Source organism: Polyangiaceae bacterium (assembly GCA_016715885.1).
Classification (GTDB): Bacteria; Myxococcota_A; Polyangia; order Polyangiales; family Polyangiaceae; genus Polyangium.
Map to the genome: position 1 here is coordinate 1,082,483 of JADJXL010000020.1, position 25,089 is coordinate 1,107,571.

The 25,089-nt window shown below is 60.8% G+C and carries 18 protein-coding genes; 10 read left to right on the forward strand and 8 right to left on the reverse strand.

Annotation, left to right across the window (positions count from 1 at the left end):
• Positions 1–28: 28 nt before the first annotated feature.
• Both IPM54_29810 and IPM54_29815 read left to right on the forward strand, forming a co-directional pair.
• Entirely contained in the window at positions 29–1,576 is a 1,548-nt protein-coding gene (locus tag IPM54_29810; protein MBK9263985.1) for a hypothetical protein, read from the forward strand.
• Between the two features lie 26 nt (positions 1,577–1,602).
• Positions 1,603–2,064: an OsmC family protein gene (locus IPM54_29815; GenBank protein ID MBK9263986.1), complete on the forward strand. Its 462-nt coding sequence runs from the start codon at positions 1,603–1,605 to the stop codon at positions 2,062–2,064.
• On the opposite strand, the gene IPM54_29820 is transcribed toward IPM54_29815, so the two are convergent.
• Positions 2,065–2,640, reverse strand: coding sequence for a hypothetical protein (locus IPM54_29820; protein MBK9263987.1), 576 nt, complete (start codon positions 2,638–2,640; stop codon positions 2,065–2,067). It lies immediately after the preceding gene.
• A gap of 156 nt (positions 2,641–2,796) precedes the next feature.
• Here IPM54_29820 and IPM54_29825 point away from each other — a divergent pair, with 156 nt between their 5' ends.
• The 3 genes from IPM54_29825 (at position 2,797) to IPM54_29835 (ending at position 5,808) form a co-directional block, all read left to right on the forward strand.
• The gene (locus tag IPM54_29825) at positions 2,797–3,570 is read left to right on the forward strand and encodes a hypothetical protein (GenBank protein ID MBK9263988.1); all 774 of its coding nucleotides are present in this window, start codon (positions 2,797–2,799) and stop codon (positions 3,568–3,570) included.
• A gap of 108 nt (positions 3,571–3,678) precedes the next feature.
• Positions 3,679–5,175 carry a hypothetical protein gene (locus tag IPM54_29830; GenBank protein ID MBK9263989.1) on the forward strand — a complete coding sequence of 499 codons (1,497 nt, stop codon included), beginning with the start codon at positions 3,679–3,681 and terminating at the stop codon, positions 5,173–5,175.
• A 123-nt stretch (positions 5,176–5,298) separates the two neighbouring features.
• Complete coding sequence (locus tag IPM54_29835) at positions 5,299–5,808, forward strand: hypothetical protein (protein ID MBK9263990.1); 510 nt, start codon at positions 5,299–5,301, stop codon at positions 5,806–5,808.
• Positions 5,809–5,820: 12 nt separating this feature from the next.
• Here IPM54_29835 and IPM54_29840 read toward each other — a convergent pair whose 3' ends face one another.
• A complete protein-coding gene (locus IPM54_29840; GenBank protein MBK9263991.1) occupies positions 5,821–6,726 on the reverse strand; it encodes a hypothetical protein in 906 nt (301 codons plus the stop codon).
• A gap of 118 nt (positions 6,727–6,844) precedes the next feature.
• Between IPM54_29840 and IPM54_29845 the strand changes: the two genes are divergently transcribed.
• From IPM54_29845 to IPM54_29855, 3 genes are all read left to right on the forward strand, one after another.
• Positions 6,845–9,190 carry an SBBP repeat-containing protein gene (locus tag IPM54_29845; protein ID MBK9263992.1) on the forward strand — a complete coding sequence of 782 codons (2,346 nt, stop codon included), beginning with the start codon at positions 6,845–6,847 and terminating at the stop codon, positions 9,188–9,190.
• Between the two features lie 111 nt (positions 9,191–9,301).
• Positions 9,302–9,745, forward strand: coding sequence for a cytochrome c nitrite reductase small subunit (nrfH, locus tag IPM54_29850; protein MBK9263993.1), 444 nt, complete (start codon positions 9,302–9,304; stop codon positions 9,743–9,745).
• A gap of 14 nt (positions 9,746–9,759) precedes the next feature.
• Positions 9,760–11,232: an ammonia-forming cytochrome c nitrite reductase subunit c552 gene (locus tag IPM54_29855; protein MBK9263994.1), complete on the forward strand. Its 1,473-nt coding sequence runs from the start codon at positions 9,760–9,762 to the stop codon at positions 11,230–11,232.
• Between the two features lie 23 nt (positions 11,233–11,255).
• Here the strand turns inward: IPM54_29855 and IPM54_29860 are convergent, their stop codons facing one another.
• The 5 genes from IPM54_29860 to IPM54_29880 form a co-directional block, all read right to left on the reverse strand.
• Positions 11,256–12,194: a response regulator gene (locus IPM54_29860; GenBank protein MBK9263995.1), complete on the reverse strand. Its 939-nt coding sequence runs from the start codon at positions 12,192–12,194 to the stop codon at positions 11,256–11,258.
• Positions 12,191–13,726: a sensor histidine kinase gene (locus IPM54_29865; GenBank protein ID MBK9263996.1), complete on the reverse strand. Its 1,536-nt coding sequence runs from the start codon at positions 13,724–13,726 to the stop codon at positions 12,191–12,193. Before IPM54_29865 ends, IPM54_29860 begins: the two co-directional genes overlap by 4 nt.
• A gap of 575 nt (positions 13,727–14,301) precedes the next feature.
• Positions 14,302–14,499, reverse strand: a complete 198-nt coding sequence (locus IPM54_29870) for a hypothetical protein (protein MBK9263997.1) — start codon at positions 14,497–14,499, stop codon at positions 14,302–14,304.
• 93 nt (positions 14,500–14,592) lie between these two features.
• A complete protein-coding gene (gene ftsH / locus IPM54_29875; GenBank protein MBK9263998.1) occupies positions 14,593–16,347 on the reverse strand; it encodes an ATP-dependent zinc metalloprotease FtsH in 1,755 nt (584 codons plus the stop codon).
• 358 nt (positions 16,348–16,705) lie between these two features.
• Entirely contained in the window at positions 16,706–17,899 is a 1,194-nt protein-coding gene (locus tag IPM54_29880; protein MBK9263999.1) for a hypothetical protein, read from the reverse strand.
• Between the two features lie 68 nt (positions 17,900–17,967).
• Here IPM54_29880 and IPM54_29885 point away from each other — a divergent pair, with 68 nt between their 5' ends.
• Positions 17,968–22,341 (forward strand): protein kinase, encoded by a 4,374-nt coding sequence (locus tag IPM54_29885; GenBank protein ID MBK9264000.1) that lies wholly within the window; start codon positions 17,968–17,970, stop codon positions 22,339–22,341.
• On the forward strand, positions 22,338–23,612 hold the full coding sequence (locus tag IPM54_29890) for a patatin-like phospholipase family protein (protein ID MBK9264001.1): 1,275 nt from the start codon (positions 22,338–22,340) through the stop codon (positions 23,610–23,612). The genes IPM54_29885 and IPM54_29890 overlap by 4 nt, the downstream gene beginning before the upstream one ends.
• Positions 23,613–23,621: 9 nt before the next feature.
• Here IPM54_29890 and IPM54_29895 read toward each other — a convergent pair whose 3' ends face one another.
• Complete coding sequence (locus IPM54_29895) at positions 23,622–25,031, reverse strand: serine/threonine protein kinase (GenBank protein ID MBK9264002.1); 1,410 nt, start codon at positions 25,029–25,031, stop codon at positions 23,622–23,624.
• Between the last annotated feature and the right edge of the window lie 58 nt (positions 25,032–25,089).

Genomic DNA, 25,089 nt, shown 5'->3' on the forward strand with positions numbered 1-25,089 from the left:
GTTGTGCTTCCGTGGTATCTTGCGTCTCATGACGCGCGAGCTTACCGGGTTTCAGGCGATAGGCTTACTCTTGGCGGCTTTTGTTTTAGGGGGAGCGTGTACGCCGACAGACCGCGATTTTGCATCGGGTGGGGCCGGGGGACAGGGCGGTGGATGTCCAACGGGATTTGCCGAGTGTGATGGAGATCCCACGACGGAGTGCGAAACCGATACGACGACGCTCGAGCATTGCGGAGCGTGTGACAATGCTTGTGCCGCGGCGCCCAATGCCAATGTTGCGTGCGAGGGTGGGAAGTGTTCCATACCGAGCTGCACGGATGGGCGTGAAAACTGCGACAACTTTTATGAAAACGGTTGTGAAACGAATCCAAGCGTGAGTTTCGAGCATTGCGGAGCGTGCGGTAATTCCTGCGAGGCGCCTCAGGCGATTACGGCGTGCGTGACGGGCACTTGCCAGCTCGCGCAATGCGTCTTGGATTACCTCGATTGCGACATGGATCCGAAGACCGGATGTGAGGTGGATCCGAAGGCGGATGCCGAGCATTGCGGTGGATGCGGCAACACGTGCATGGCTCCGAATGCCAACATGGCATGCGCGGAGTCGCAATGCATGATTGCGAGCTGCATGGATAACTTTGGCGATTGCAATGGGAACCTCGCCGACGGCTGCGAGACCGACCTCACCACGCATCCGGACCATTGCGGAATGTGTGGCAATTCATGCCAGGGTGGCCTGTGCAATTCGGGCATCTGCAATCCGCCGGTGCTCGTATCGAAAGCCGGCTTTCCGGCCGGAGAGCTGGCCATTTACAACGACGAGCTTTACATTGGCTCGCGTTCGGGGGCGGGCGAGGTCGCGAAGGTAAAGCTCGCGGGCGGAAGCACATTCATCATGAATACGACTGGCGCAGCCGCCAATGCCATTTTCGTTAGCGACGCGGGTGTTTTCGTTGGAGGTGGAAACGTCATGGCGCGCATGAATCACGACGGCTCGAATATGTTCATGTATTCCGGCATGAATGGAACCGTGCGTGGCGTCGCCGCGGACTTGAAGAATGTATACTGGTCGTCATTGTCCAACATTCGTTTTGGACCGGTCGCTGGAGGGATATCCAATACCTTCGTCTCGACACCGACATCGGCGTATGGTGTCGCCATCCACAAGGATTATCTGTACTGGTCTCTTAGCGACGGCAGCATCTGGCGCTCGCCGGTCGATACACCCAAGCCCGACCAGATTTCCCTCGGCCCGACAGTGCCGACGAACATGGTGGTCGACGCGTCGAATGCGTACTGGAATTCCTACAACGGGATGCACTGGGCGCCGCATTTGGGAGGTTCCGCCAAAACGATTGCACCTGCTACGTCGGCCGTTCGAGCGCTCGCCGTCGACGATACATACGTTTATTGGACCGAGGAAAGCATGGGCGAAATCCGCAAAGCTCGCAAGGACGGCTCCGAGCCCTTCGTCACCATTTACAAAGGTCCACCGGGGCCCTGGGGCATCGCGGTCGATGCTCAATTCGTTTATTGGAGCAACTACCAATCCATGGAAATATGGAAAGTGCTCCGATGAGCCTGCCCATCGGCAAGGGAGCATTCATGTCCGAACACAAAGCAACCATCGATTGGCAATTTTCCGGCGGCGACTTCGTGCACGGCAAGTATTCGCGCGAGCACTCGTGGTCGTTCGATGGCGGATTGACGGTGCCCGCATCGCCGTCGCCATCGGTGGTTCCCCTGCCCCATTCCAATCCGGCAAACGTGGATCCGGAAGAAGCATTCGTGGCGGCCCTATCGAGCTGCCACATGCTGACATTTTTGTGGCTCGCATCGCGTGCCGGGTTTCACGTGATCAGCTATCGCGACGAAGCCATCGGGCACATGACGAAGAACGAAAAGCGCATTCCGTGGGTGAGTCTGGTCGAATTGCATCCACGCATCGAATATGGCGGGGACAAACGGCCTTCGGCGGAAGAAGAAGACCGATTGCATCACGACGCGCACGAATTTTGTTTCATTGCGAATTCCGTGAAGACGGAGATTCGCGTGGTGAGCACGTAATCACTTCATGCACCACGGTTCGGCGCTTTCCGAGTTGATGATCACTTCGCCCTCCCCGGCGCTCGTATCGATCGTGCCTTCCCAAGCTATCTTGGAAGGAGGAGCGTCCGTCACGTCGCGGACGACGCGGATCGAAATGCTCCCCGATTCCACCGGGATGATGTCAGCCGCATAATCGAAGACGCACATACAATGGCATCGAGCGCCTCCGGCCGCCGCCTCGGGAGCATCGACTTCCGTGAACACGAGCGTGTCGCCGTCGCGCGTCACGTTGACGGAATGATCGCCGCAACAATTGAGCATGATGCGAGCATTGGTCAGACCGAGCGTTTTGGTGGCCGCGTCGTAGTTCCACAAGAGACGCTCGGCGTCGCAATAGGTTGCTGCATCGGGCATGGGAATTTTGGCGCCCGAGTTGATGAATCCGCCGCATTCACTGATCGACGGCGCGACATCGAACTCGGCAGGCGCAGGGTTTCCCCCGGATGACGAGTGGCCGCTGTTTTCGCCGCTGCAGGAAGCGATCAGGATGGCGGTCAGAAAAGCTGCACCGATATGCTTCGAAGAAAAGTTCATGGGATGACTCCTGGTTGCATCCATGAGATACGACCTGGGCGAGGATGTCAATTGCGGAGTCGAATACTGAAGACATTGACGCCAGCAATGTGGTAGCGTGCGCGAACCAGGGAGAAAACGACGTTGATGGCCCCCGCATCCGTCGGGATCACTACCATGCAGCAAGCCACGACACGCCAGTTTCTTGCAGCCGCCATCGTCGTAGCCGGCGTCATTGCATCAGCCGGTCACGCCTTCGCGCAGCCCGCGCCGCCACCAGCATCCACCGCTGAAGCGGCCCCCTTGCCACCACCGCCATCGCCACCTCCTGCTGCCGCTCCCGATGCGCCCCCGCAAGACCCGGCATTGCCAGCACCTCCACCACCTCCCCCGATTGCGCCGCCCGTAGCAGCGCCGCAAGGTGCTGCCCCATTGCCACCACCGCCAGCGGCTCCTCCGGGCGCAGCTCCGCCCCCCCGTGCTCAGCCTCAACCGCCTCCCTATACGGGTCAGCCATATGCGCCGTGGAAAGAACAAGCTGACGATCGTCCCAAGGAAATGGCCTACAACGGCTTTGTTCCAATGGGATACCACAAGGTGGAGCGCTCGCGCAAAGGCCTCGTCATTGCCGGAGCCGCAACATTCGGTGGCCTTTATGGAATTACGCTGCTCGGCGCGCTCAGCGGACCGTCCAATGCTTATTCCTTGGCGATACCGGTCATCGGTCCGTTCACGGTGATGGAAACAAGCCCGGGAGGCAGTTGGTCGGGCCTCTACGCAATTGCCAATGCACTCCTGGTTCTCGATGGATTGGGCCAAGCAGCCGGCGTCATCATGTTCGCCGCTGGCTTGTCCAGCAAGAAAACCGTCCTCGTGCGTGACGACGTCACCGCGTTCGAGCCGGAATTCATGGTCGGCCCGGGATCTGTGGGAATGCGGATGAAATTCTGAGGTTCCCAAACGAGCAATCCTTGGAGTAGCTCGTTTTCCAGGCACAATTCGACCTCGCCTCCCCCGGACCAGCTTGCAGGCCGCGCTTTCCATGGCGAAACGTAGGGAGTGGCCACATCGACTCCGAAATTGCTCGACCAGCACGAAGCAGCGAAAGAGCTTCTTCGAACGCTGCGCGGGCAAGGACAGGATTTCACCATTGCCGATGCATCTGCGAAAAGCGGTTTGCCTTTTCGCGATGCCGAGCAGGGTCTTCATGCGCTCGTCAGCGAATATCGCGGGCACTTGCGCGTCACGGAGGACGGCGAGCTCCTATTTCGTTTTCCTCATGGTTTCACCAAACCTTGGGAAGTGCCCACACGCGCCAAGCGCTTTGCACGTGCCGTAGGCAAAGCATTTCTCGGAATTCTCCGATTCGTCGTCCGCGCGTGGATAACCATCGTTCTTCTTGGTTACACCGCCATTTTCGTGGCGATTCTCCTCGGATTCATGTTCGCCCGAGGCTCCTCGAGCGATTCCCGCGATCGCGACCACGGGCACGGCTTTCTGCCAACGTACCTGTTTTTCCGAATCGTGAGCGATGCGCTCTTTTGGACGTTTCATCCATTTTCGCCCGTCGCACTCTCGCGCACGCACCAACGATATCGCTATGTCCAACCGTACGAAGGATCGGCATACGATGTAACACGCAAAGCAGCGAGGGACGACGAGGAAAACGGGCCGCGGTTTTATGACAAGGTCAACCGGTTCTTCTTCGGACCACCTGCGCCCGAAGCGGATCCGCGTGAAACCGAACGCCTCGTGCTCGCTGAAATTCGCGCACAAAAGGGCCGCATTGGACTTTCCGACGTAATGCGCGTCACAGGTCTGCCGCGTGAACAAGCCGATCCCATGATGGCTCGGCTCATGCTCGATTACGATGGCACGGTGGAAGTCTCCGACGAAGGAGGAATCTATTATAAGTTTCCGGCGGTTCGGCGCACTGCGGGGGATCTGAGCGGGTGGGACAGGCCGACACCCATATGGAAACGCCTGGAAAAGCTCCGCCCATTTACCGGAAATGACGTAGGCACGAATTTGCTCATCATGGGGCTCAATGGGTTCAACCTGTTCATGAGCGCTTGGGTGATGCAACATGGCTTGACGCTCGCCAATTTGCGCCTCGCCATGATGGGCATTCCGATGAATGAATTGCCGTTCGATGGCACTCCGATTGCGCTGGGGCTCGTGCCGCTGTCTTTTTCGATTCTGCTGTTCGCGATACCGCTCGTACGCGCCGTATGGCGCCCCATCGAAGCTCGGCGCATTGCACGCGAAAATGGCCGGCGCGCGATGCTGCGCGAAGTGCTGGAAAAACCGCAAGGCGTCGAGGAAGATTCATTGGTCGACGCATACCGAAAAGCAGCGGGGCGAGACATTGATTCGAAGGAATTGACGCGGGAAATCGTGGCGCTCGGCGGAGACGTGGACCTGGAAACGGCGGACGGGATTCGTTATCGCTTTCCGGACCTCGTCGTGGAAAGGCGCGCGCTCGAGGCCGAACGCGAAACGGCCTCCGAGGAAGAAGCGCGCGTGGGCAAGATCGTGTACTCGTCGGAGGATTGATTGTTCTCGGGCGCCGCTGCTGAGACGACAATCGACGCAGCGTGTCGTTTTTCATTGACGACCGCACGCTCGGTCGACTAGGGTGATTGGCGCCCCACGTCAACGCCTCGAGAGAAGCTCGATATGCCTGCTGTTACCATCGAACGCTCGACCGATGAAACCGTTGTCGTGATGTTTTGGCACGACATTCTCGCGGTTTGGATGAAGGGCCCGCCCACGATTGCCAATCAGCGGGATGCTGAACGGATTGCATCGAAGCTGCTCGAGCAGTGGACGCGCGGAATTGCAATGATGGTCGTCATCGGCGTTGGGCTTCCCCTCCCTTCGGCGGAAGTCAAGCGGGAGCTCGATGCCATTTACCGCCGCCTGGCACCGAATCTGCGCGCCCTGTCGTATGTGGTGCTTGGGAGCGGGTTTCATCCAACCATGGTCCGCAGCCATCTCATCGCGTCGAATTGGGTGATGCGACGGCCCTATGCGACATCCACCACCGGTGACGTAAAAAAAGGTGCGACGTGGCTGTTTTATACGCTCGGAGAAGACGCCGAACGCGGTAGCGTCGATCAATTCACGCAAGCTTTGGCGGCCGCCGTTCGCGGTGAAGCGCCCACGACGCTGCGCACGCGAAGCTGATCTATCGCGCGGTCAGAATCGGAAAACGCCATTTTCGAACACGAGCCCCGCATTGCCACGGCTCGCTTCGACGATTTCCACACGCGTTTTCCCCGCCGACAACATGACGAGGCCCACGGCAACGCCCACCAGCCCCACGCCACCAATCGCGAGCCCGACGGTACGCACTTGTTCTGCCGTTTTTTTCGGATTGGGGTTTTCCTCGGATGGCGTTTCGTTTTCGGCGATGTAACTCATCCCAAAAAACATCCCGCCCCCAAGCGTGAACATGCCGCCAGCCGCAACCGCGGCAACACCTCCCGCATACCTCGAGAAACTCACACCCTCGACGCGTGCGGTCACTGGTCCCTCGTACCCTTCCAAACGGAAATGCGGCGACGGGTACATGCCAGGTGCTGTAATGAAAAACCGATGCCCATCGCTGCCGTCGACGGGCTTGTTGCAGGGCGCTCGACAGACGTAACGCGACAACGTATGCGCAGCACCCTGATTTTGGCCGGCCGCCGTGCCAACACCGAGCTCTCCGTCGACGCGATGCAGCTCCGTCTCGGCCCAGTTCGATTCGATGTGAACGACGGGCATGCCTTTCGCGGGAGCCGGTACGGCCGCGGGAGCCGGCGACGCAGGCGCGGGACTTGGCGCCGCCTGGATGACCGTGGGTTGCGATTCTTTTGGACCACCAACGATCTTCGCAACTTCGGCCCATGGAATTACGCTTTGCTCACCGGCAACGATGATGATGACGCGTTGCCCGGGTTCGACGGAAACGATGGTTCCGCGTTTGAACGTACCGTCTTTCAATTGGATTTCGGCAGCTTCAGCGGTCGCTACCGGAGCGGCTTCCTCGGCGTGTGCCAATTGGCTCGACAAACTCGCGCACAGGATCAAAGCGACGGGCAAGTACAGATTCGTCCCCATGTGGCAGTCATAGGGCAAGTTTCAGAACAAGAAAAGGCCCATCCTCATGTTCGTGAACCTTCTGCGGTAGCCAGTTCTCCCTTGACGTGCCCGCGCGTTCATGATGCATCAGGCGACCATGAAGTCCCTACGTACGCCCTCGTCGTATGCATCCCTTTCGCTTTTCATGGCCCTTACACTCCTGCCGAGTTGTTCGGGCGATGACCCGCAAACGTCCACGGGCTCCGGATCGACGTCATCGAGCGGCGGGGGCAATGCGGGCGCTGGAGGCGAAGCGGGCACGGGAGGCAGCGGCGGCGGCACTGGAGGCATGGGCGGCGGTGGAATGGGCGGCGCAGGCGGGGGATCCTCGTGCACGCCTGGAAGCACGGAATTTTGTTATTCGGGGCCTCCGGGGACCGAAATCGTAGGTGCCTGCAAGGCCGGCGTAAAAACGTGTCTCCCAGATGGAACCGACTTTGGTCCGTGTGTGGGCGAGATCACGCCAAATGCCGAATTGTGCTCGACGATGGTCGACGACGACTGCGATGGAATGGTGAACGAGGAAGGCGCCGATTGCGCGTGCATGCCGAATTCCACGGCGCCTTGTTACACGGGTCCCATGGGCACGCAAGACGTCGGCGATTGCAAGGCCGGTGTTCAAGCATGCAATGCTCAGGGTACGGCGTACGGGCCTTGCGTTGGCGACGTCGTTCCGCAGATGGAGACATGCGCATTGCCGGGCGACGAAGATTGCGACGGCCAGATCAACGAAGGCGGCTTGTCGTGCGTGTGCATTCCGAATAGCATGGCGCCTTGTTACACGGGTCCCATGGGCACGCAAGACGTCGGCGATTGCAAAGCCGGTACGTGGACATGCAATGCGCAAGGAACGGCGTACGGCCCATGCATGGATGAAGTCCTGCCGCAAATGGAATCGTGCGCATTGCCGGGCGACGAAGATTGCGACGGGCAAATCAACGAAGGTGGTCTCTCCTGCGTGTGCGTGCCCAATACCGTCGAGGCGTGTTACACGGGTCCGATGGGCACGGCGGGCGTGGGTGAATGCAAGGCGGGCACGCACGCATGCAATGCGCAAGGAACGGCGTATGGGCCATGTGTTGGCGAAGTCCAGCCGCAAGCCGAAAATTGCAACACCATGGGCGACGACGATTGCGACGGCATCATCAACGAGGCGTGCAGCGCCCTTTGGGCCAAGTCGTTCGGCGATGCAGCGTTTCAGGACATCTTCGACGTCGCCGTCGATCCACTCGGCAACATCGTCATCGTCGGACAATTCATTGGCACCGTCGATTTCGGCGGCGGCCCGTTCACGACGCCCACGAGCAATGGTGACATCTTCATCGCCAAATACGATCCTCAAGGTAACCATCTCTGGAGCCAACAATATGGTGCCAATGGCACCGACGGCGCGCGCAGCGTTGCAATCGATGCTGCCGGCAACATCCTCGTCACGGGCTTGTTCCAATCCACCGTCGATTTTGGAGGCGGTGCGCACGTCAGCGTCAATGGCACGCACGACATTTTCGCCCTCGCACTCACCTCGACGGGCAGTTTCCTCCTCAGCCGCGCATTCGGTTCGCCCGGTGGCGACGAAGGATTGGCCGTATCATTCGACCCCGCCGGCAATGCCATCATCGTCGGGTACGCCGCGGGCCCCATCGACTTCGGCGGAGGCGTTCTGCCCTGGTTGGGTGGCGACGACGCATTCATTGCCAAATTCTCTATGCTGGGATCTCACCTGTGGAGCAAGGGTTTTGGCGATGCGTCGGGTCAATACATTCGCGACGTCGCCGTCGATGCCGCAGGCGACATCTATTTCACCGGATCTTTCCAGGGTGTGGTCGATTTCGGTGGCGGCGCCATAACGAGCATGGGGTCGACCGATTCCATGCTCGTGAAATACTCGGCCGCCGGCAACCACGTCTGGACTCGTCAAATTGGTGCGCCGCTCATTCAAGACGGGACGAGCGTTACCACGGACGGCGCGGGCAATGCGATTGTCACTGGCTACATCCACAGCACCGTCGACTTTGGCTTGGGGCCCCTCACGAGCGCCGGCGCTGGCGATATCTTCGTTGCCAAGTACAGCTCGACGAACGTGCCTCAATGGGCCAAGATTTTCGGCGATTCCAGTGATCAGGCCGCGCTTGGAATCAAGACCGACGCGCAAAACAACGTCGTGCTCGTCGGCCGCATGACCGGATCGGCCGATTTCGGCGGCGGCACGTTGACGTCCGCGGGCGGAAATGACATGTTCCTCGCCAAATTCAGCGCGGCTGGTACTCATACGTGGAGCAAACGCGCCGGCGATACCCTCGAACAATCTGCCCGCGCAGTCGCCACCGACAGCATGGGAAATGTTGTTGCCGTCGGGCGATACCAGGGCACGCTGGACTTCGGTACGGGCCTGCTCACGAGCGCCGGGGGCCACGATGGGTTCGTCGTGAAGTATGGACCGTGACGGATAACCGACCAAGCGCGTCAAGTATCGAACTCGGCTGAGAAATTTCCCTTTACGTGGCCGATCGTCTTTGCTACACGACCGCTCCCTCGCGGCTCAGGGAATGACTTCGTGAAACAATCGTTTGCCATCTTGTTCGGGATCCTCGTGCTCTCCGGCGGCTACACCTTTTGGTATGGCCAAGGCGCGTCGTATCTTTCGAATGATCCGGCCGCTTGCAAAAACTGCCACATCATGAACGACCATTATGACGGGTGGCTCAAGGCGAGCCATCATGCCGTCGCCACGTGCAATGATTGCCACACGCCGACGTCGTTCATTCCCAAATACCTCGTCAAGGCCCAAAACGGCTTTCTCCACTCGAAGGGTTTCACGCTCCAGGACTTCCCCGAACCGATCCGCATTCGGAAGAGCAACAAGGCCGTATTGAACGAGAATTGCATTCGATGTCACGACACCATGGTGAGTGAAATGACCGCGCCGCGCGGACATTCGGACGAAAAAATCGATTGCACGCATTGCCACATCGTCGTCGGACACGGACGAACTCGCTAACACGAGATGAACGCATGAAAAACCGCTACACGATCCTTACCATTCTGGTCGCCGTCGCCATCATCGGCGTCATGCTCGTGCACCAAACCATCGCCGACCGCAAAGCTGAAGCTCAATATACGGTGCTTCGCGTCGCGAACATCGACGAGCAGACGGTCGATCCGGCCGAATGGGGCAAGAATTACCCTCGGCAGTACGACGCCTACAAACGCACCGTCGACATGGAGCGCACGCGTTATGGCGGCAGCGAAGCGGACCCGTTTGCCATCGGCGAAAACAACGTCGCCAAAACGAAGAGCCACATCGAGCAGGACCCGCGTCTCGTCACGATGTGGAACGGTTATGCATTTGCCATCGATTTTCGCGAAGAGCGTGGTCACGCCTATATGCTGCACGACCAGCGGGAAACCGAGCGCGTGCTGAAGAGGCCACAGCCGGGCGCTTGCGTGCATTGTCATGCCAGCACGACGGTGGCGTATCGAAAAGCCGGCATCGATGCAGGTGCTGCGGGGTCACTCGCGGATCCCTTGCTGAGCGAATCGGGCAAAGCGCAGCTCATGAAAGGATTCGAAATCGTCACGGCGGAGCCTTATGCGAAAGCAACCGAGCGCGTCAAGCACCCGGTCGCGTGCATCGATTGCCATGATCCGCAATCGATGCAGCTTCGCGTGACGCGTCCCGGATTCATCCGAGGCATCGCGGCGCTGGCAACGAGCGACGATCCGGTCCCGCACATTCCATCGATTGCCACGTGGCGAAAAGGCAATCGCAAAACGCCCTACGATCCGAATACGATGGCGAGCCGCCAAGAAATGCGTTCGTTCACCTGCGGGCAATGTCACGTCGAATATTACTGCGGGCCCAAGACGACGCTGTTTTACCCGTGGAACAATGGGCTGAAGTTCGAACAAATCGAAGCCTACTACGCCGACTACAAATTCCCGGACGGCACTCCATTTTCCGATTGGAAGCACAAGACGACCGGTGCCGACGTCATCAAGGCGCAGCATCCGGAATTCGAGCTTTGGAGTCAGGGCATTCATGCGCGTTCGGGCGTCGCGTGCGCGGATTGCCACATGCCGTACACGCGCGAAGGGGCGCTCAAGTTCAGCGACCACCAGGTCCGCAGCCCCATGCTCCAGGTGGCTCGGTCGTGTCAGGTTTGTCATCGTTATGAAGAGGCCGAGATCAAGAGCCGCGTGGCCATCATTCAGGACCGTACCAAGGGCCTGATGAACCGAGCGCTCGATGCGCTGGTCGCATTGATTGCCGACATCGAAACCGCAATGGCCGTGGGCGCGACGGATGAAGAGCTGAAGGCCGCGCGCGACTATCAACGGCGGGCGCAGTTCCGGGTCGACTTCATCAATGCGGAGAATTCGATGGGGTTCCACGCGCCACAAGAGGCGGCGCGCATTTTGGGCGAAGCGATCGATTATGCGCAAGAAGGGCGCATCGCCGTGGCAGGGATAGCGGGGCTACGGTGAGTGCAGCACCGGGTGTGTGCGCGCTATTCGTCCCGCCCATGGTCGAATGTCGCCCCAACAGCACGCCGGTGCACGTCTTTCAACACCTCATTACGATCGGCTGACTTCACCAAGTTGTCGAGATCGCCAGCCCCCATGAGCATCACGAGCTGATTCCCTTTCGCCCCTTTGGCCAGTTCCAGACGCACGGTATCGGCAAATCCCCCCACGGCGACGAGCACGGCAAGGCGACAACGTTGGTACCGATCTTCGATTTTTCCTAGAAGATCCCGAACTTCCTTGGTGCCCACGTGCTGACTCGACCAGTTCTTGCATTCGACGAGAATGTACGGGCTCTCTTTTTGCCAAAATGGATCGGGCGAGTTGTTCTGCACCAGAATATCCAATTCCTCGGTTTCGTTTTTCATTCGCGAACCGAGACGGTTGAATCCTGGAATCGTCTTGAGGATCAGTTCCATGAGGTGCTCGAGAAGGAGACCTTTGCGTTGACGATCCTTTTCGTTTCTCACGGCGTCCCAGGTGTTTCGAATGGCCGTCTCCGTAGCGGATTGGTCGAGTGACCCCAGCCATCGCTCGCGCACGGCTTCCATCGCGTTTCGCACCTTGACTTGCAGAAGCGCCGCGAATACGTCCCGCTTTTCGAGATAATCGTATGCGCCGTCCCTGAATGCCCGTTCGACCGCCACCTTGGATGCATATGCCGTTGCGAGGATAGCCTTGGCCCCCGGAGCCCGGATGCCGACTTCGGCAATCAAGTCGAGGCCATCGTCGGGACCGCCCGGACCATTGAGCTTCTGGTCGACGATGACGACCGCCCAACCGGGTTCGTCCAGCCGCTCGAGCGCCTTGGTCCGGTTCGTCGCCCGCTCGACGATGTACCCTTGCGCAGATAGGAGATCCTCGTATGTCTCCAGGAACGCCACGTCGTCATCGATGATGAGAATCCGTCCGAAGTCGTTCATGTCGTCCTCGATTGCAAGGGGATCCGAAGCGTGAATCTGGCGCCGCTGAGTGGAGCATCCGTGCACATGACGAAGCCTCGCATCTCACCTTCGATGACTTGACGCACCAGTGCAAGTCCTTGGCCGCTGCCACCCGTGCGGAATGTGATTCCCGGTTCGAAGATGGCGCTACGCTGCGCCACGGGTACGCCGGCTCCGTTGTCATCCACGTGGATCAGAATGAAAGACTCGGCGACTTCCGTCGATATGGCGATGCGCCCGTCTGCCTTGCCCGCTATGCTCTGGGCGGCATTTCGCAGGAGATTCGTTACGGCAAGAACAAATCGATCGCGAGGGCCCACGACCGATCCCTCGGAAATAGCCATTGGCTGCTGGAATCCCCCGTTGAGCTCGCGCAACATTGCGGCACATGCGTCGCGCAATGCCGTTGCAACATCGAACGTGGTCGGCTGTTCGACGCCGAGATTGGCTACGCGCAGCATGCCATCGACGAAATCGAGCGCGCGCTGAATACCGCCCTCGACACGCGCGCGCCTTTTTTGCAAAACTTCGTCGTCGTCAGATATCTTCGATACTATCGCATTGAAAGCGATCTGTGCAGGAACGAGAGCATTGCGTACTTCGTGCACGACCATGCGAGCTTGAAGTGCGGTTGTCGCGGCCGCGCTTTCTTGCATCATCCGGGCGTCTGGATGCGCTCGTTCGACGAGCCCCATGGTTTCGTCCCGCAAGAGCGCGTCGGCGAGGATGGCGTAGGGCGTCGATTTTCGTTGGCCGATTTCTTCGAATATGGGCAAGTGACGCTCCACGACCCAATATTCCGAGTCGGTCCTATGCTGAGAACCAAGCAAACCAAATGCCTCGAGCCGTTCGAGGGTGGGATCAATTATTTCGTCATCCGTTCGCACCTGACGTTCCCGAGCCAAATAGGATGCATATTCGGGCGACAACCGAAAATCGTCATCCGAGCCAATCGATTGCGCCGCTTCGAGCGTGACCAACCATTGGATTGCCGCGATGCCCGTCATTTCGAGAAATGTACTTCCACAGCGAGACAGCACGACCTTGTCGGCGCGCCTCTGAACCAGACGCACCTCGAATGCATAATGAGGCGGAAATTCCCACGCACCCGATGAATATTTGCGATCGAACGCATGGGCCGCAATCTGATACAAATGCCGGTCCGCCGGTGGTACACTGATGGTCGCCGGATGCCCACTTGCCCGGATCGTGCAGAAGTAAATCGCAATACCCTCATTGATAAGATTTGCGAGCCGACTCGTCGTCACCGTCGGATCTAACTGGTCGACAATGTCGCTTGCCAAGCCTCGAATCACTGCACTGGTACGGAGTGCATCCCATCCGTGGTTCACCAGCTCAGCTTCTCGCCACTCAACAACTCCCCATTCCTTTTCGATCGTCTCCAGCAAGAACCGCCTGTGCGCAGCGACGTCCACGGTCACGTACGGAAGCCCCTCGGGGGCTTGCCCTACCCGCTCCAAGTAGCGGCGCAGACGCATCAGAAAGTCCATCGCCGACCATCTACACCCACCTCCGCACGCGCGTCAAGAACCCGGACAAGCCGGAGCGTCGTCATACGTAGTCAGCTATCACCATGAATTTCTGGGGGCCATTTCCACCGCTGTTTCCTCGCCCTCATCACTTGCGAGGTAACCCATGCTCACCGACGAAGACCGTTAGCGTTTGCTAGAATCGCGGCACGACGTCGACGGCCCGATTCCCGTGACACCGAAATCAGAAACGCCTGCGTAGTTCTCCCCACCCACGCAAGATCCGTTCCGCAATGGCGATCTTTTTAAAAAAATCGACCTTGCAGACGTCCGATGTGACGTTTTGTGTGAGCAGAAGGGCAGATCGGACGAGTGATCTGGCGTTTTGTGTGAGCAGAAGGGCAGATCGGACGAGTGATCTGGCGTTTTGGCGATGCGCTTCGCCGATGCGGACGGGTGATGAGGCGATCCGGGGACGGAGATCGGCGGATCGGGAGAGTGATTTGGGGATGTGCCGAGGCGACCACGGCGGATCGAACGTTCGCAGGGGCGATTTTGCGGGAATTCGCGCCAAGGCAGGCACCGACCAAGATACGCTACGACTCATGCTTGGAACGCGCTTCGATGCTGGCGCGTATTTGCTCCGAACTGACCGTGCGCCCAGCCCGAATGTCCGCCATACCGACTTCAAACGCCGCCATCTCCTCGGGCGTCGCTTCTACAAGCGGAGCATTTCGACACGCGGCAGGAAGATCGAGCTCGATACCATCGGCAGCAAGCTGTTCCATCAGCATGCCGCCGAGCTTAACCGAAAGCGCATCCGCAAGCTAGAGGTTTTTACGGACGCACGGGAAAACCCCCATGCGCCCGTAGCCTCGTGCCTGCCCTCACTCGAAACACGCCACGATATCGTCCCCCGCAACCGTATCCTCTTCCAAGAGCTTCTCTGTAAGCCGATCCACGCCACTACGCATGGATTCGACAATCTTGCACGCGCGCTCGAGCTGCGACTCGACGAGCTTCCGCGATACCTCGTCCACCCGCCCGATGAGCGCCCCGCTATGAGCAGCCGCGTTTGGATGATCCGTCAGGCTGATCGGCCCAAGCTCGCTCATTCCAAGCTCGCCCACCATCTTGCGCGCCAGCGTCGCCGCTCGCTGTATGTCGTCCGCAGCGCCCGCAGTCATCGTCCCGAGCATGACCATTTCAGCAGCACGTCCACCCATGAGCATGCAAATCTGATCCTCGAGGAATTCACGCGTGTGAAGTAATCGATCCCGCTCAGGAAGCGCTTGTGTCACGCCGAGCGCCCTGCCCCGCGGCAAAATCGATACCTTGTGCACCGGATCGGCATGCTTTGCCGCGAGCGCAACCGCGACGTGGCCCGCTTCGTGAATCGCCGTCGCCCGACGCTCGACGGGATCGAGCACCAGCGACTTGCGCTCGGCTCCCATGAGCACCTTGTCGCGCGCTTTGTCGATATGCGAAAGCTCCACCGCCTCCGCTCCTTCACGCGCCGCCAAAATGGCCGCCTCGTTGAGCAAATTCGCCAGCTCCGCACCGGAAAAACCCGGCGTGACCTTTGCCACGTGCGCCAAGTCGACGTCGTCCTCGAGCGTAATGGGCCTGGCGTGGACTTCGAGGATCTCGCGACGCCCGCGTAAATCAGGCAATGGCACGACAACCTGCCGATCGAATCGCCCCGGCCTGAGCAGCGCAGGATCCAATACATCGACACGGTTCGTGGATGCAATGACCACAATGCCAGTCGTGTGATCGAACCCGTCCATTTCCACGAGGAGCTGATTCAACGTTTGGTCGTGGTCCATCGACGCGGAATCCCCACTGCGACCACGCGATCGCCCGACTGCATCGATTTCGTCGATGAAGATGATACACGAGGATGCTCGCCTGGCTTCGGCGAATAAGCTGCGCACGCGAGATGCGCCCACGCCGACGAACATTTCCTGAAAGCTCGATCCCGATGCCGACAAGAATGGCACGCCCGCTTCGGTCGCGACGGCCCGCGCGAGGAGCGTTTTGCCCGTGCCCGGCGCGCCCGTGAGGAGCACTCCCCGCGGAGGACGGCCTCCGAGGCGGCTGAATCGTTCGGGGCTGCGCAAAAACTCGACGGTTTCGCTGAGCGCCTCTTTGACTTCGTCCATGCCGGCGACATCGGTGAAGCGCACAGGAGGGCTCGATGTGCGCGTACCAACCTCGGCAAAGTGCGCTCGGTTCTTGCGACGATGCATGGCGAACGCACCACCGGCGAGGAGCAGGATGACGACAATGGGCGCGATGGCAGCCACGGCGCGCGAGCCGGGTGCTTCTTGCAATGCGCCGTACTCGACAGTCGATCCTGTCGCGACGAACTTGTCGACGAGGGCTCGGCGGGCTTGTTCGTCGCCCACGATGCCGGTGCTCTCGCGGCCATCGGTGAACTTGACTTCGAATCGCTCGCCTTCGACGCGCACGTGGCTGACCGACTTTGCGTCGGGGAGACGCACGAGGTCGGTGTAGGAAAGCATCTTATCGGGCGTCCAGGAGCGCACGACGAGCGCCAGGATCGTCATGACGGCAATTACGGCCACCACGATAACGGGTCGTACCTTTTGCTTATCGAAATTCCTCAGCCATCGCATGTTCGCGTCGCACCTCGTATCCCGGTGACGAGCTACCGGGGCCGAAGAGGATAGCGTCGGGCTGGCTGTGTGGTAGGGACAAACGAAACGAATTTAATCGGGAAATAGGGATGATGATGAATTGCGAGTGTAGGATTTTCAGTTTTTCCGGACGATTCGAGGAGGGGTTGGACCAATAGCGCTAACTTGCGGCGAAAATGCCACGCTCTTGCGCGCCTCACCCCCTAACCCCCTCTCCAACTCCGCATTGCTTCGCAATGCTACGTGGAGAGGGGGAAAAGAGGCTCGATCTGTTCCTGCTCCCCCCTCTCCACGAAGCGGCAAAACCGCGGAGTTGAAGAGGGTCGGGGTGACCCTTTCAGAACGACAGTCCCGCGTTCAGCCGTACGCCCGCAATGGACGCCGAGTGCGCGCCGCCAATCGGGCCGCTCACGGGAAGAATGACACCAAGCCCCGCGCGCACGGCCATCGCCTTGCCCACGGGAATCGTGCTGTTCACGCCAGGCTCGACGACGAACTGCGCGCCCGAATAATCGCTGCTGCGCACGGATTCGGGCAAACGCGAGACCGCAAGCCACGCACGAAGCCCGGGGGAAACCTTGCCGTCGAGGAAGTCGTAAAAGAACGATGCTCCCGTGACCCAGTTCAGCGCCGGGTTGTGCACCGTGCCGTCGTTTTCCGTCGCTGGAAGCCCGCCCGCCGTGCGGATCATCAGCTCGAGCTTCGTGCTCGCACCGAAGTGCATGTTGCGCGTGTCGTACGTGAAGCCGACGCCCGGTACGAAGCTCAAACGCTTCGGCGTAAAGAGCGCTTGTTCTTCCCATCCGCGTGCGGCCCCCGCGGCGTGGTTGAGCAGCGCTTGAGGCTTGGCACCCGTTTCATCCGCCGGCGGAAACATCTGGCCTTGACCCGTCGGGATCGCGACAGCCAGCGAGATGGGCAGACGCATGAAGCGCCTCAGCTTGATTCTTGCCTTGACGTGCCCCTCGAAGTTGCCCGTCGCGAACGGGCTATACGCGTCATTGTCGACCGGACCGTCGATGGATCCTGTCGAGAAGGGCAAACGCACGCCCCACGACCATCGTTCATCCATGCGCCACTCGAAGTAGGGCACGAACGTCACGAAGGTCGTTTTCGTCGGGTTCGAGTCACTTCGTATGTCACGGATGTCGCCGACGCCGATCACGGTGTCGATGCCGACGTCACGCGGGGGAAGCGGACGATAATCCTCGGGTTTTGCAGCCTCTTTTGCCGCTTCTTCTTCCTCCTTCAAGTGACCCGTCTTGCCCTGCGGAGCAAACTTGCCTTCGCCTTCCTCTTTGCCTCCAACGCCCCATGCATTGGGATCTGGCGGCGGAAGCTCGGGCGGGGGCTTCGGCTCCGCATCGGGATCGACCACGGTGTCGACGCCTTTGGGCACCGGCTCGTCGGCGAGCACGATTCTGGGAAAAGCGAGCGCACCGAGCAAAAATGAGACGCCGGCGAGCGGCACCATCTTTTGCAAGCGCGCGCGATGAGCGGAGAGGCGGAATCGAGGAGGGAGAAGTAGCATCGTTTTGTTCCGGGACTCGTGACGCGACGCTACCATGCGACCGGACCGTTCGTCTTCAGCAGCGCGTTATGGCGATGCACCCTGACCAACTTGCCGATTTCGAGATCCTCCGCCGCCTGGGTGCCGGCGGCATGGCGGAAGTGTTTCTTGCGAAAAAACGCGGCGCTGAAGGGACCTACAAGCTGCTCGTCGTCAAACGCGTGCTCCCGGCGCACGGTTCGTCACGACGCTTCCGAACGATGTTCGTCGAGGAAGCGCACCTGGCCACGCGCCTGAATCACCCGAACATCGTGCAGGTGTACGAGTTCAGCGATCATGGCGATGATGGGCTGCTCTTGTCGATGGAGTACGTCGAAGGCTTCGACCTCGGCAAGATCATGTCGAACGCGAAGCGACTCGGCGCGCGCATCCCGCCGTTCGTCGCGGCGTACATCATTTCGGAAGCCGCCAAAGGGCTGCACTACGCGCACGAACGCAAGGACGAAGGCGGCGTGCCGCTCGCGATCGTGCATCGCGACGTGTCTCCGCAAAACATCCTGTTGTCGTACGAAGGCGCGGTGAAGATCGCCGACTTCGGTATCGCCACGGCAAACCTTTTTCGGCAAGAACAAGGCGTCTTGAAGGGGAAATTCGGGTACATGTCGCCCGAGCAAGCGCACGGGGAACAAGTCGATCGCAGAAGCGACATCTACGGGCTGGGCGTGGTCTTCTACGAGATGCTCACGCTGCGATCGCCGTACGACAAGAGCAACGACGACATCCTGCTCGACGCCGTGCGAAACGGGACGTTCGAACGGCCTTCGTTCTATGTGCCGGACGTTCCCCCGGAGCTCGAAGCGATCGTGCTGAGAGCGATGAGTCGTTCGCGCGAGGATCGCTTTCAAACGGCGCGCGAGATGAGCGCGGCGATCATGCGCACGCTGCTCGCGAAACAAGAGCTGGTCGATTCGGCGTCGATCGAAGCGATGCTGCTGGAACTGTTCGGGCGTGAAGTTGATTTGCCGGCGGACAATCCACAGGACGCGCCAGAAGCCGCGACGATGGCGGCGGTGCCGCTCGCACGCATGCCCGCGGAAGACACGCGTGGCCCGGTTCCCGTGCGCGTTGCGCGAGAAGTGCGGCACGTCGCGGTCGTCACGCTGCGCATCGACGACGCGTCGCATGATCATGCCGAGCCCGCCAATCAAGCGGTGCGGCGCATGGCCGTGTCGATACGACAAACCCTCGACGACATCGCCTTCAAGCACGGCGCCGTGTGGTCGTGGGAATCCGCGTGGTCGGCGCGAGCCATCGTCGGGTTGCTCGCCAATCCGTCGAGGTCAGCCGTGGATTCCGCTTCGCTCGCGCTCGACGTGCACGAAGCGTTGGCCGGTGCGAGCGAAGACCTGCCTGCACCGCTGAAAGCGTCGATCGGCATCGTACGAGGCATCGCCGCGGGTGAACGCGACACGCAAGGTCACCTCGTGCGGCACACGCTGCAAGCGCCCGCCGACTTCCTCGCCGATCGCGTAGGTGCAGCGACTCCCTTTGGCAAAACGTGGGTCGCAGGCGGCGTTTATCGCTTGGTGCGTCGCGATTTCCGATGGGGCGACGCGCCCGTGCTGACGCTCGGCGATACATCGGGCTACCGCGTGCCTCCGCAGATGCGCCTGTATTCGCTCGAGCGGCCGCTGACGCGCGAAGAGCGCACGGACGAGCTTTCGATTGGGCAGAGCGATCTCGTGGGTCGCGACGCCGAACGCGCGGACTTGCACGCGGCGTATCACCGCTGCACGTCGGCAGCGCTGTCGAATCCATTCGGCGGAGCGGATGAAGCTCCGATGTCACGCATGACGCGTGGCGAGCTCGTCGCACGCGTCGTCGTGGGCGAAATGGGCATTGGAAAAACCGCGCTCGTGTCGGCGTTTCTGACGGATTTGCCGCGAAACGTGCGCGTCGTGCAGATCGAATGTTCGCCCGTGAAGATCGAGCTGCCCTTGGCGACCGTTGCGGACCTTCTTCGTGAAGTCACGGGCATGGGCCTCGACAGCGCGCTCGACGATGTGCAAGCAGCCCTGCGCGACATCTTCGGCCCGTTCATGCGAGCCATGAGCGCGCCGCGCGAAATCTTGCGCCTCGCAGAGCTCGTCACGGGCACGCAACACGGCGATCACCAGGAAGAAGACGCCAGCAACTATCGACACGACTTGGTCGTTCAAGGCATTCGCCGGCTGCTCGTTGGCCTCACGCGTCGCAATCCGCTCATCATGATCATCGACGGCCTTCAATGGGCCGATCGCGCAAGCCTCGAGCTCTTCAAGGAGATCCTGCGCCGAAGCGAGCCCATCCCGCTCCTCTGCGTGCTCGTGACGAGGCCCGATGAACGCGTGCTCTCGTTCGTCGAGGGGCTCGTGCACATCGAGCTCCGAGGGCTCGCGCCGGAAGAGCAAGTGCGTTTGGTCGAAGCGCGTCTCGGCGTGCGCGACGGCGTGGCCGCCATCTGCGGCGAGCTCGTGCCGCGCGTTGCGGGAAACCCGTTTTTCTTGCTGGAAATGGTCGACGCGCTGCTCGAGCGCGGCACGCTCGAGATCGTCGAAAACGAAAACGGCGGGCACGAGCTGGTGCGCCACGAACGACCAGGGGAACGCGGTGAAACGCTTCCATCGACGCTGGAACAGCTCATCGGGGATCGCATCCGCGAGCTTCCGGCGGCCGAGCATGACGTCGTTGCGTGGCTTGCGGTTGCCGGCGGGCCACTTACTGAAGCAGATATTTTAGCGCTGACGCGCCTGCCCGATGGCGAGCCGATCACGCGGCTGTGTGCGCGCGGATTGTGTGACAGGCGCGCGGATTCCGTCGATTTTCGGCATCCACTTGCGCGCGACGTCGCCTACTTGGCGCTCGATGCCCCCAAGCGTGCACGTCTGCACCTTTTGCTAGGTGAGCACTTGTCACGCACGCCGCTTGCGCGCGGCTTGTCCGCGGCCATCGTGGCGCGGCACTTCGCGCGTGGAGAAGCGCCGGTGCAAGCTGCCGAGATGTACCTCGAGGCTGCGGCTTCGGCGCGCGCGACGCATCAGGAGCAGCTCGCGCTGCGGTATTACCAGCGCGCGTTGAGCCTCTTGCCGCCGACCGATCCTCGGCAGATGACCGCGCACGCGGCGCTCGAAGCCATCTACAGGCACCTCGGCCGGCGCAGTGAACGGCGCAAACACCTCGAAGCATTGCGCGACCTTGCAAAGCGCAGCGGCAAGGCTCGCTGGGCGGCGCTCGCGCTCGTGCGAACGGCGCGTATCGACTGCGACGACGGCCAGCTTGCGCGGGGATTGCCGGTTGCCGAGCGCGCAACCGAAGCGGCGCGCATGTCGAAGCAACCGGCGCTCGAGGTCGAGGCGCACACGATCCTATCAGAAATCCTAGGCGATCTCGGTGATGTACGCGGCGCGATCGAAGCTTGTGAACGCGCTCTTCACGTGGCCAAAGTCGCAAAGCTTCCGCCACGCATACGAGCCGAGGTGTTGCGTTCGAAAGGCGTGCTCTTGCGTCGAGTGGGACGCGTGGACGAAGCTGTCACGGCGCATGCCGAAGCCATCGCGGTGTTCCGCGTCGTGGGCGCAAGGCGCAGCGAAGCGAGGGCCAAAAATGCGCTCGCTTATGCCATGTTCGTCATGGAGCGGTTCGAGGACGCCATCGCGCTCGGGCTCTCGTCGATCAGCATCGACCTTGCGATCAGCGGTCGTTTTCAGATTGCCAAGACGCTGAGCAACGTCGGGCAAGCGTACGCGCGGCTCGGCGACGTCGAACGAGGCCTCTCGTATTTGAAGCGTGCTCGCGAAGCGCACGAGCGATACGCCGATCAAGATTCGCGCGCCGACACGCTGCTTTGTTCGGCCGAAGTGCTGCTCGAGCACGGATCGCTCCCCGAGGCTGCAACTTTGTGCGGCGATGCCGGAGCGCTCGTTGCGGTCACGGGCAGCGCGTACGACACCGTGCACGAGCGCATCGTGCGCGCGCTCGTTGCGCGAGCGGAGAACCACGCGGCCGAGGCGATTCAGTACGCGCAGGCCGCACGCAAGCTCGCCGAGCCGCAGGGCCTCTTGAGCTACCACATCTACGCAACGGCCATCGAAGCTGCCGCGCGCATCGATGCGCAAGAGCATCACACCGGGGTTTTGCTTGCACGCACCGCGCTCGGGGCGATCGAGTCCACGAGCTCCGAATACGGCATCGAGGTGCGAGCGCTTTGCACCGACGCCCTAAGGCGAGCTAGTCCGCTTGGTTTGCGTGACGCCGTCTTTCGCTCGGCGAGCCACATACGATCGGTCGCGGCGCACGTTCGGGACCCGCGACTGCGCGAGCTGTTCTTGCGAAGGGCCGTGGTTGCGCGCATTCTGTCGGAGGCGGACAGCCTCGGGTTCGAATCAGGTCGATCGGACTCCGGGGCTCGCGGCGAGTTGGCATGACGGTACGATCCACGAAACGAGCAGGCACAGGGCGTCGCAAAGTTGCGCTGATTCTTTCGGGCGGCGGAGCGCGTGGCGCGTACGAGGTCGGCGTTCTTTCGTACGTCCTCGACGGGTTTGCCCGCGTGCGCGGTGCGGCTCCGCGGATCGACATTCTGTGCGGCACGTCGGTCGGAGCGATCAACGCGTGCTTCTTGGCAGCGCACTTGGCCGATCCGACGACGGGCATACGGCGCCTGGCAAACTTGTGGACCGAGCTCGACTTGCCGGACGTGCTGGGATTTGGCTTCCGTCAGGCGTTGGGCCTGCCAAAGGTGCTCTTTGGTGGTGGGACGGATTCCGTTGGCGTGTTCGACGTAGCGCCCATGGCAAAACTGGTCGAGCGGGAAATTCCGTGGCGAGCGGTCGCGCGTACATTGCGGCACGGGCATCTTGGAGCGCTCAGCGTGTCGGCGACCGAGGTTGCGTCGGGTCGTACGGTCATCTTCATGCAGACGGGGCCGGATGGCGCATTGCCGACGGTCGCGCCGCCGCGGACGATCATTCGCGGAGCGCACATCGGGCCGCTTCATGCGCTGGCATCGGCCGCGATTCCGATATTGTTTCCACCGGTGCGAATTGGTCGCGAGCTGTTCATGGATGGCGGCGTACGTCAGAACACGCCCATTGCTCCAGCATTACGATTGGGTGCGACGCACGTATTTGCGATTGGATTGTCGCGAGACATCTCGGGCGTCAGCACTTCGCCGGAGGACGAGAAGGTTCCTGGGGCGGCATTTTTGCTGGGCAAGATCCTCAATGCATTTTTGCTCGACCACATACAGACCGACCTCGAAGTGATGACGCGATTGAATCACATCATCGACGATGCCGAGCGGATGTATGGTTCCGAGTTTTTGCGTCAGGTCAATGGTATGGCCGAACGACGCGGAGCGATGCCATACAACAATATTCGATCGCTGGTGGTACGGCCGTCGGAGGACATTGGCAGGCTCGCGGCGGAATACGTTCGTCGAGGTAACATTCGTGGAAGTCACGCGTTCATGCGGCGCCTCTTGACACTGGTGGACGTGGGCGAAGGGACGGAAGCGGATCTAGCGAGTTATTTGCTCTTCGATGGAGCATTTGCGCGTCGATTGATTGATTTGGGTCGCGCGGATGCGGAAGCGCGCAAGCACGAGATTGCGGAGTTTTTCGGCCACGCTGCGGAAGACGCCGCGCCCGTCGAAGCGGAAAGCTCGGTGTGGAGCATCCCGCCGCATGTGGAGTAAAGGGCGCGATTACGCGTCCTTTTTCCCCTCGGGCATCATAATCCACAGAACCGCCCCCGAACGGATCCCCGCTTCCTCCAAGCTCATTTTCCCACCATCACGCCCCGTATCCGCGACAAACTTCTGGGTGCGCGGTTCATAGAGCACCCATTCCGTACCGTACGACATCGGCGGCACTTTCGCCCCGGCGCGACGCATGGCTTTCCAAATCCGTGACAACAGCGTCGAAATGTCGCGATGCACGTCGAGCGACAACGTCCACAGCTCGCTTTTTTCTCCGAGAAAACGCCGCGGATCCACCGTCACATGCTTTCCCGCTACGTGCGTACCCAGCTTCGGCACCGCCGATCGCTCGATGACCCGCGGCTGCATTTCGGTCTCCGACAATGCCTCGTGCCTCGGCACCACCACCGTCGCCTCGTCGCCTCGAATGGGCTTGTCCGAGCTCGGCCCCACCACCACACGCGATACCTCGGCCGGTGCGCTCGGCGGCAAACTCGAAAGGTATACCGAGCGAAACCCGTCACGCGATGAAAGCAGGTCTTCTTCGCGAAGCTCGCCTGCCGGGACGAGCTTTTCGATATCGGCCAGCATCGCCGTCGCGCTTGGATAACGCGCAGCCGCATCAATTTCCAGCGCCCGATGCACGATCGCCGCGATTTGCGCCGGCACCCAAGGTGCAACCTCGACGAGCGGTTTGGCCGGGTGCACGCAGATTGCGACGAGGAGCTGCCCCATGGACGACAAATGTTGATGTGGCGCGCGTCCTGAAAGCGCCGCATACAGCACCGACCCGAGCGCCCAAACGTCCGTGCGAGCATCCACGTTTCGGCTATCTTGAATTTGTTCCGGCGACATGTACAGCGGCGATCCCACCATGCTCCCCGTCGCCGTCACGTCCGTCGTCGTTCCTTGCGAAAATGGTTCCCGATGCACTTTGGCGATGCCGAAATCGAGGATCTTCACGGTGAGCGTCCCGTTTGGACCTCGAGCCAAAAAGAGATTGGCCGGCTTGATGTCTCGATGCACCACGCGCGCCCCATGCGCATCGCAAAGGCCGCGCAATGCCTGCGCTGCCATCCGCACCACCCCGTGAAGCGACAGCGGGCCAATCCGATCGATCCAATGCTGCAAATCGTTGCCTTCGAGCAGCTCCGTGACCAAGAACATGCGCCCCGACGTTGTGCACGTTCCCGCCTCCACGATGCGCACGATGTTGTTGCTCTTGATGCGCCTTGCAGCTTCTGCCTCGCGCTGGAATCGCCGCGCCCCATCCCCCTCGGCGAGGTGACCATGCAGCACCTTCACCGCGACATTTGCGCCGGTGCCTTCGCACTGAGCCTCGTACACGGCGCCCATGCCTCCTTGACCGAGCAAAGAGACCAGCTTGTACTTGCGATCCAGGATTTCGCCGATCACGTCGGCGGAGCGTAGTCGACGAAGTGGGTTCTGGGCAAGTGTTCAGTGACTGGACGTG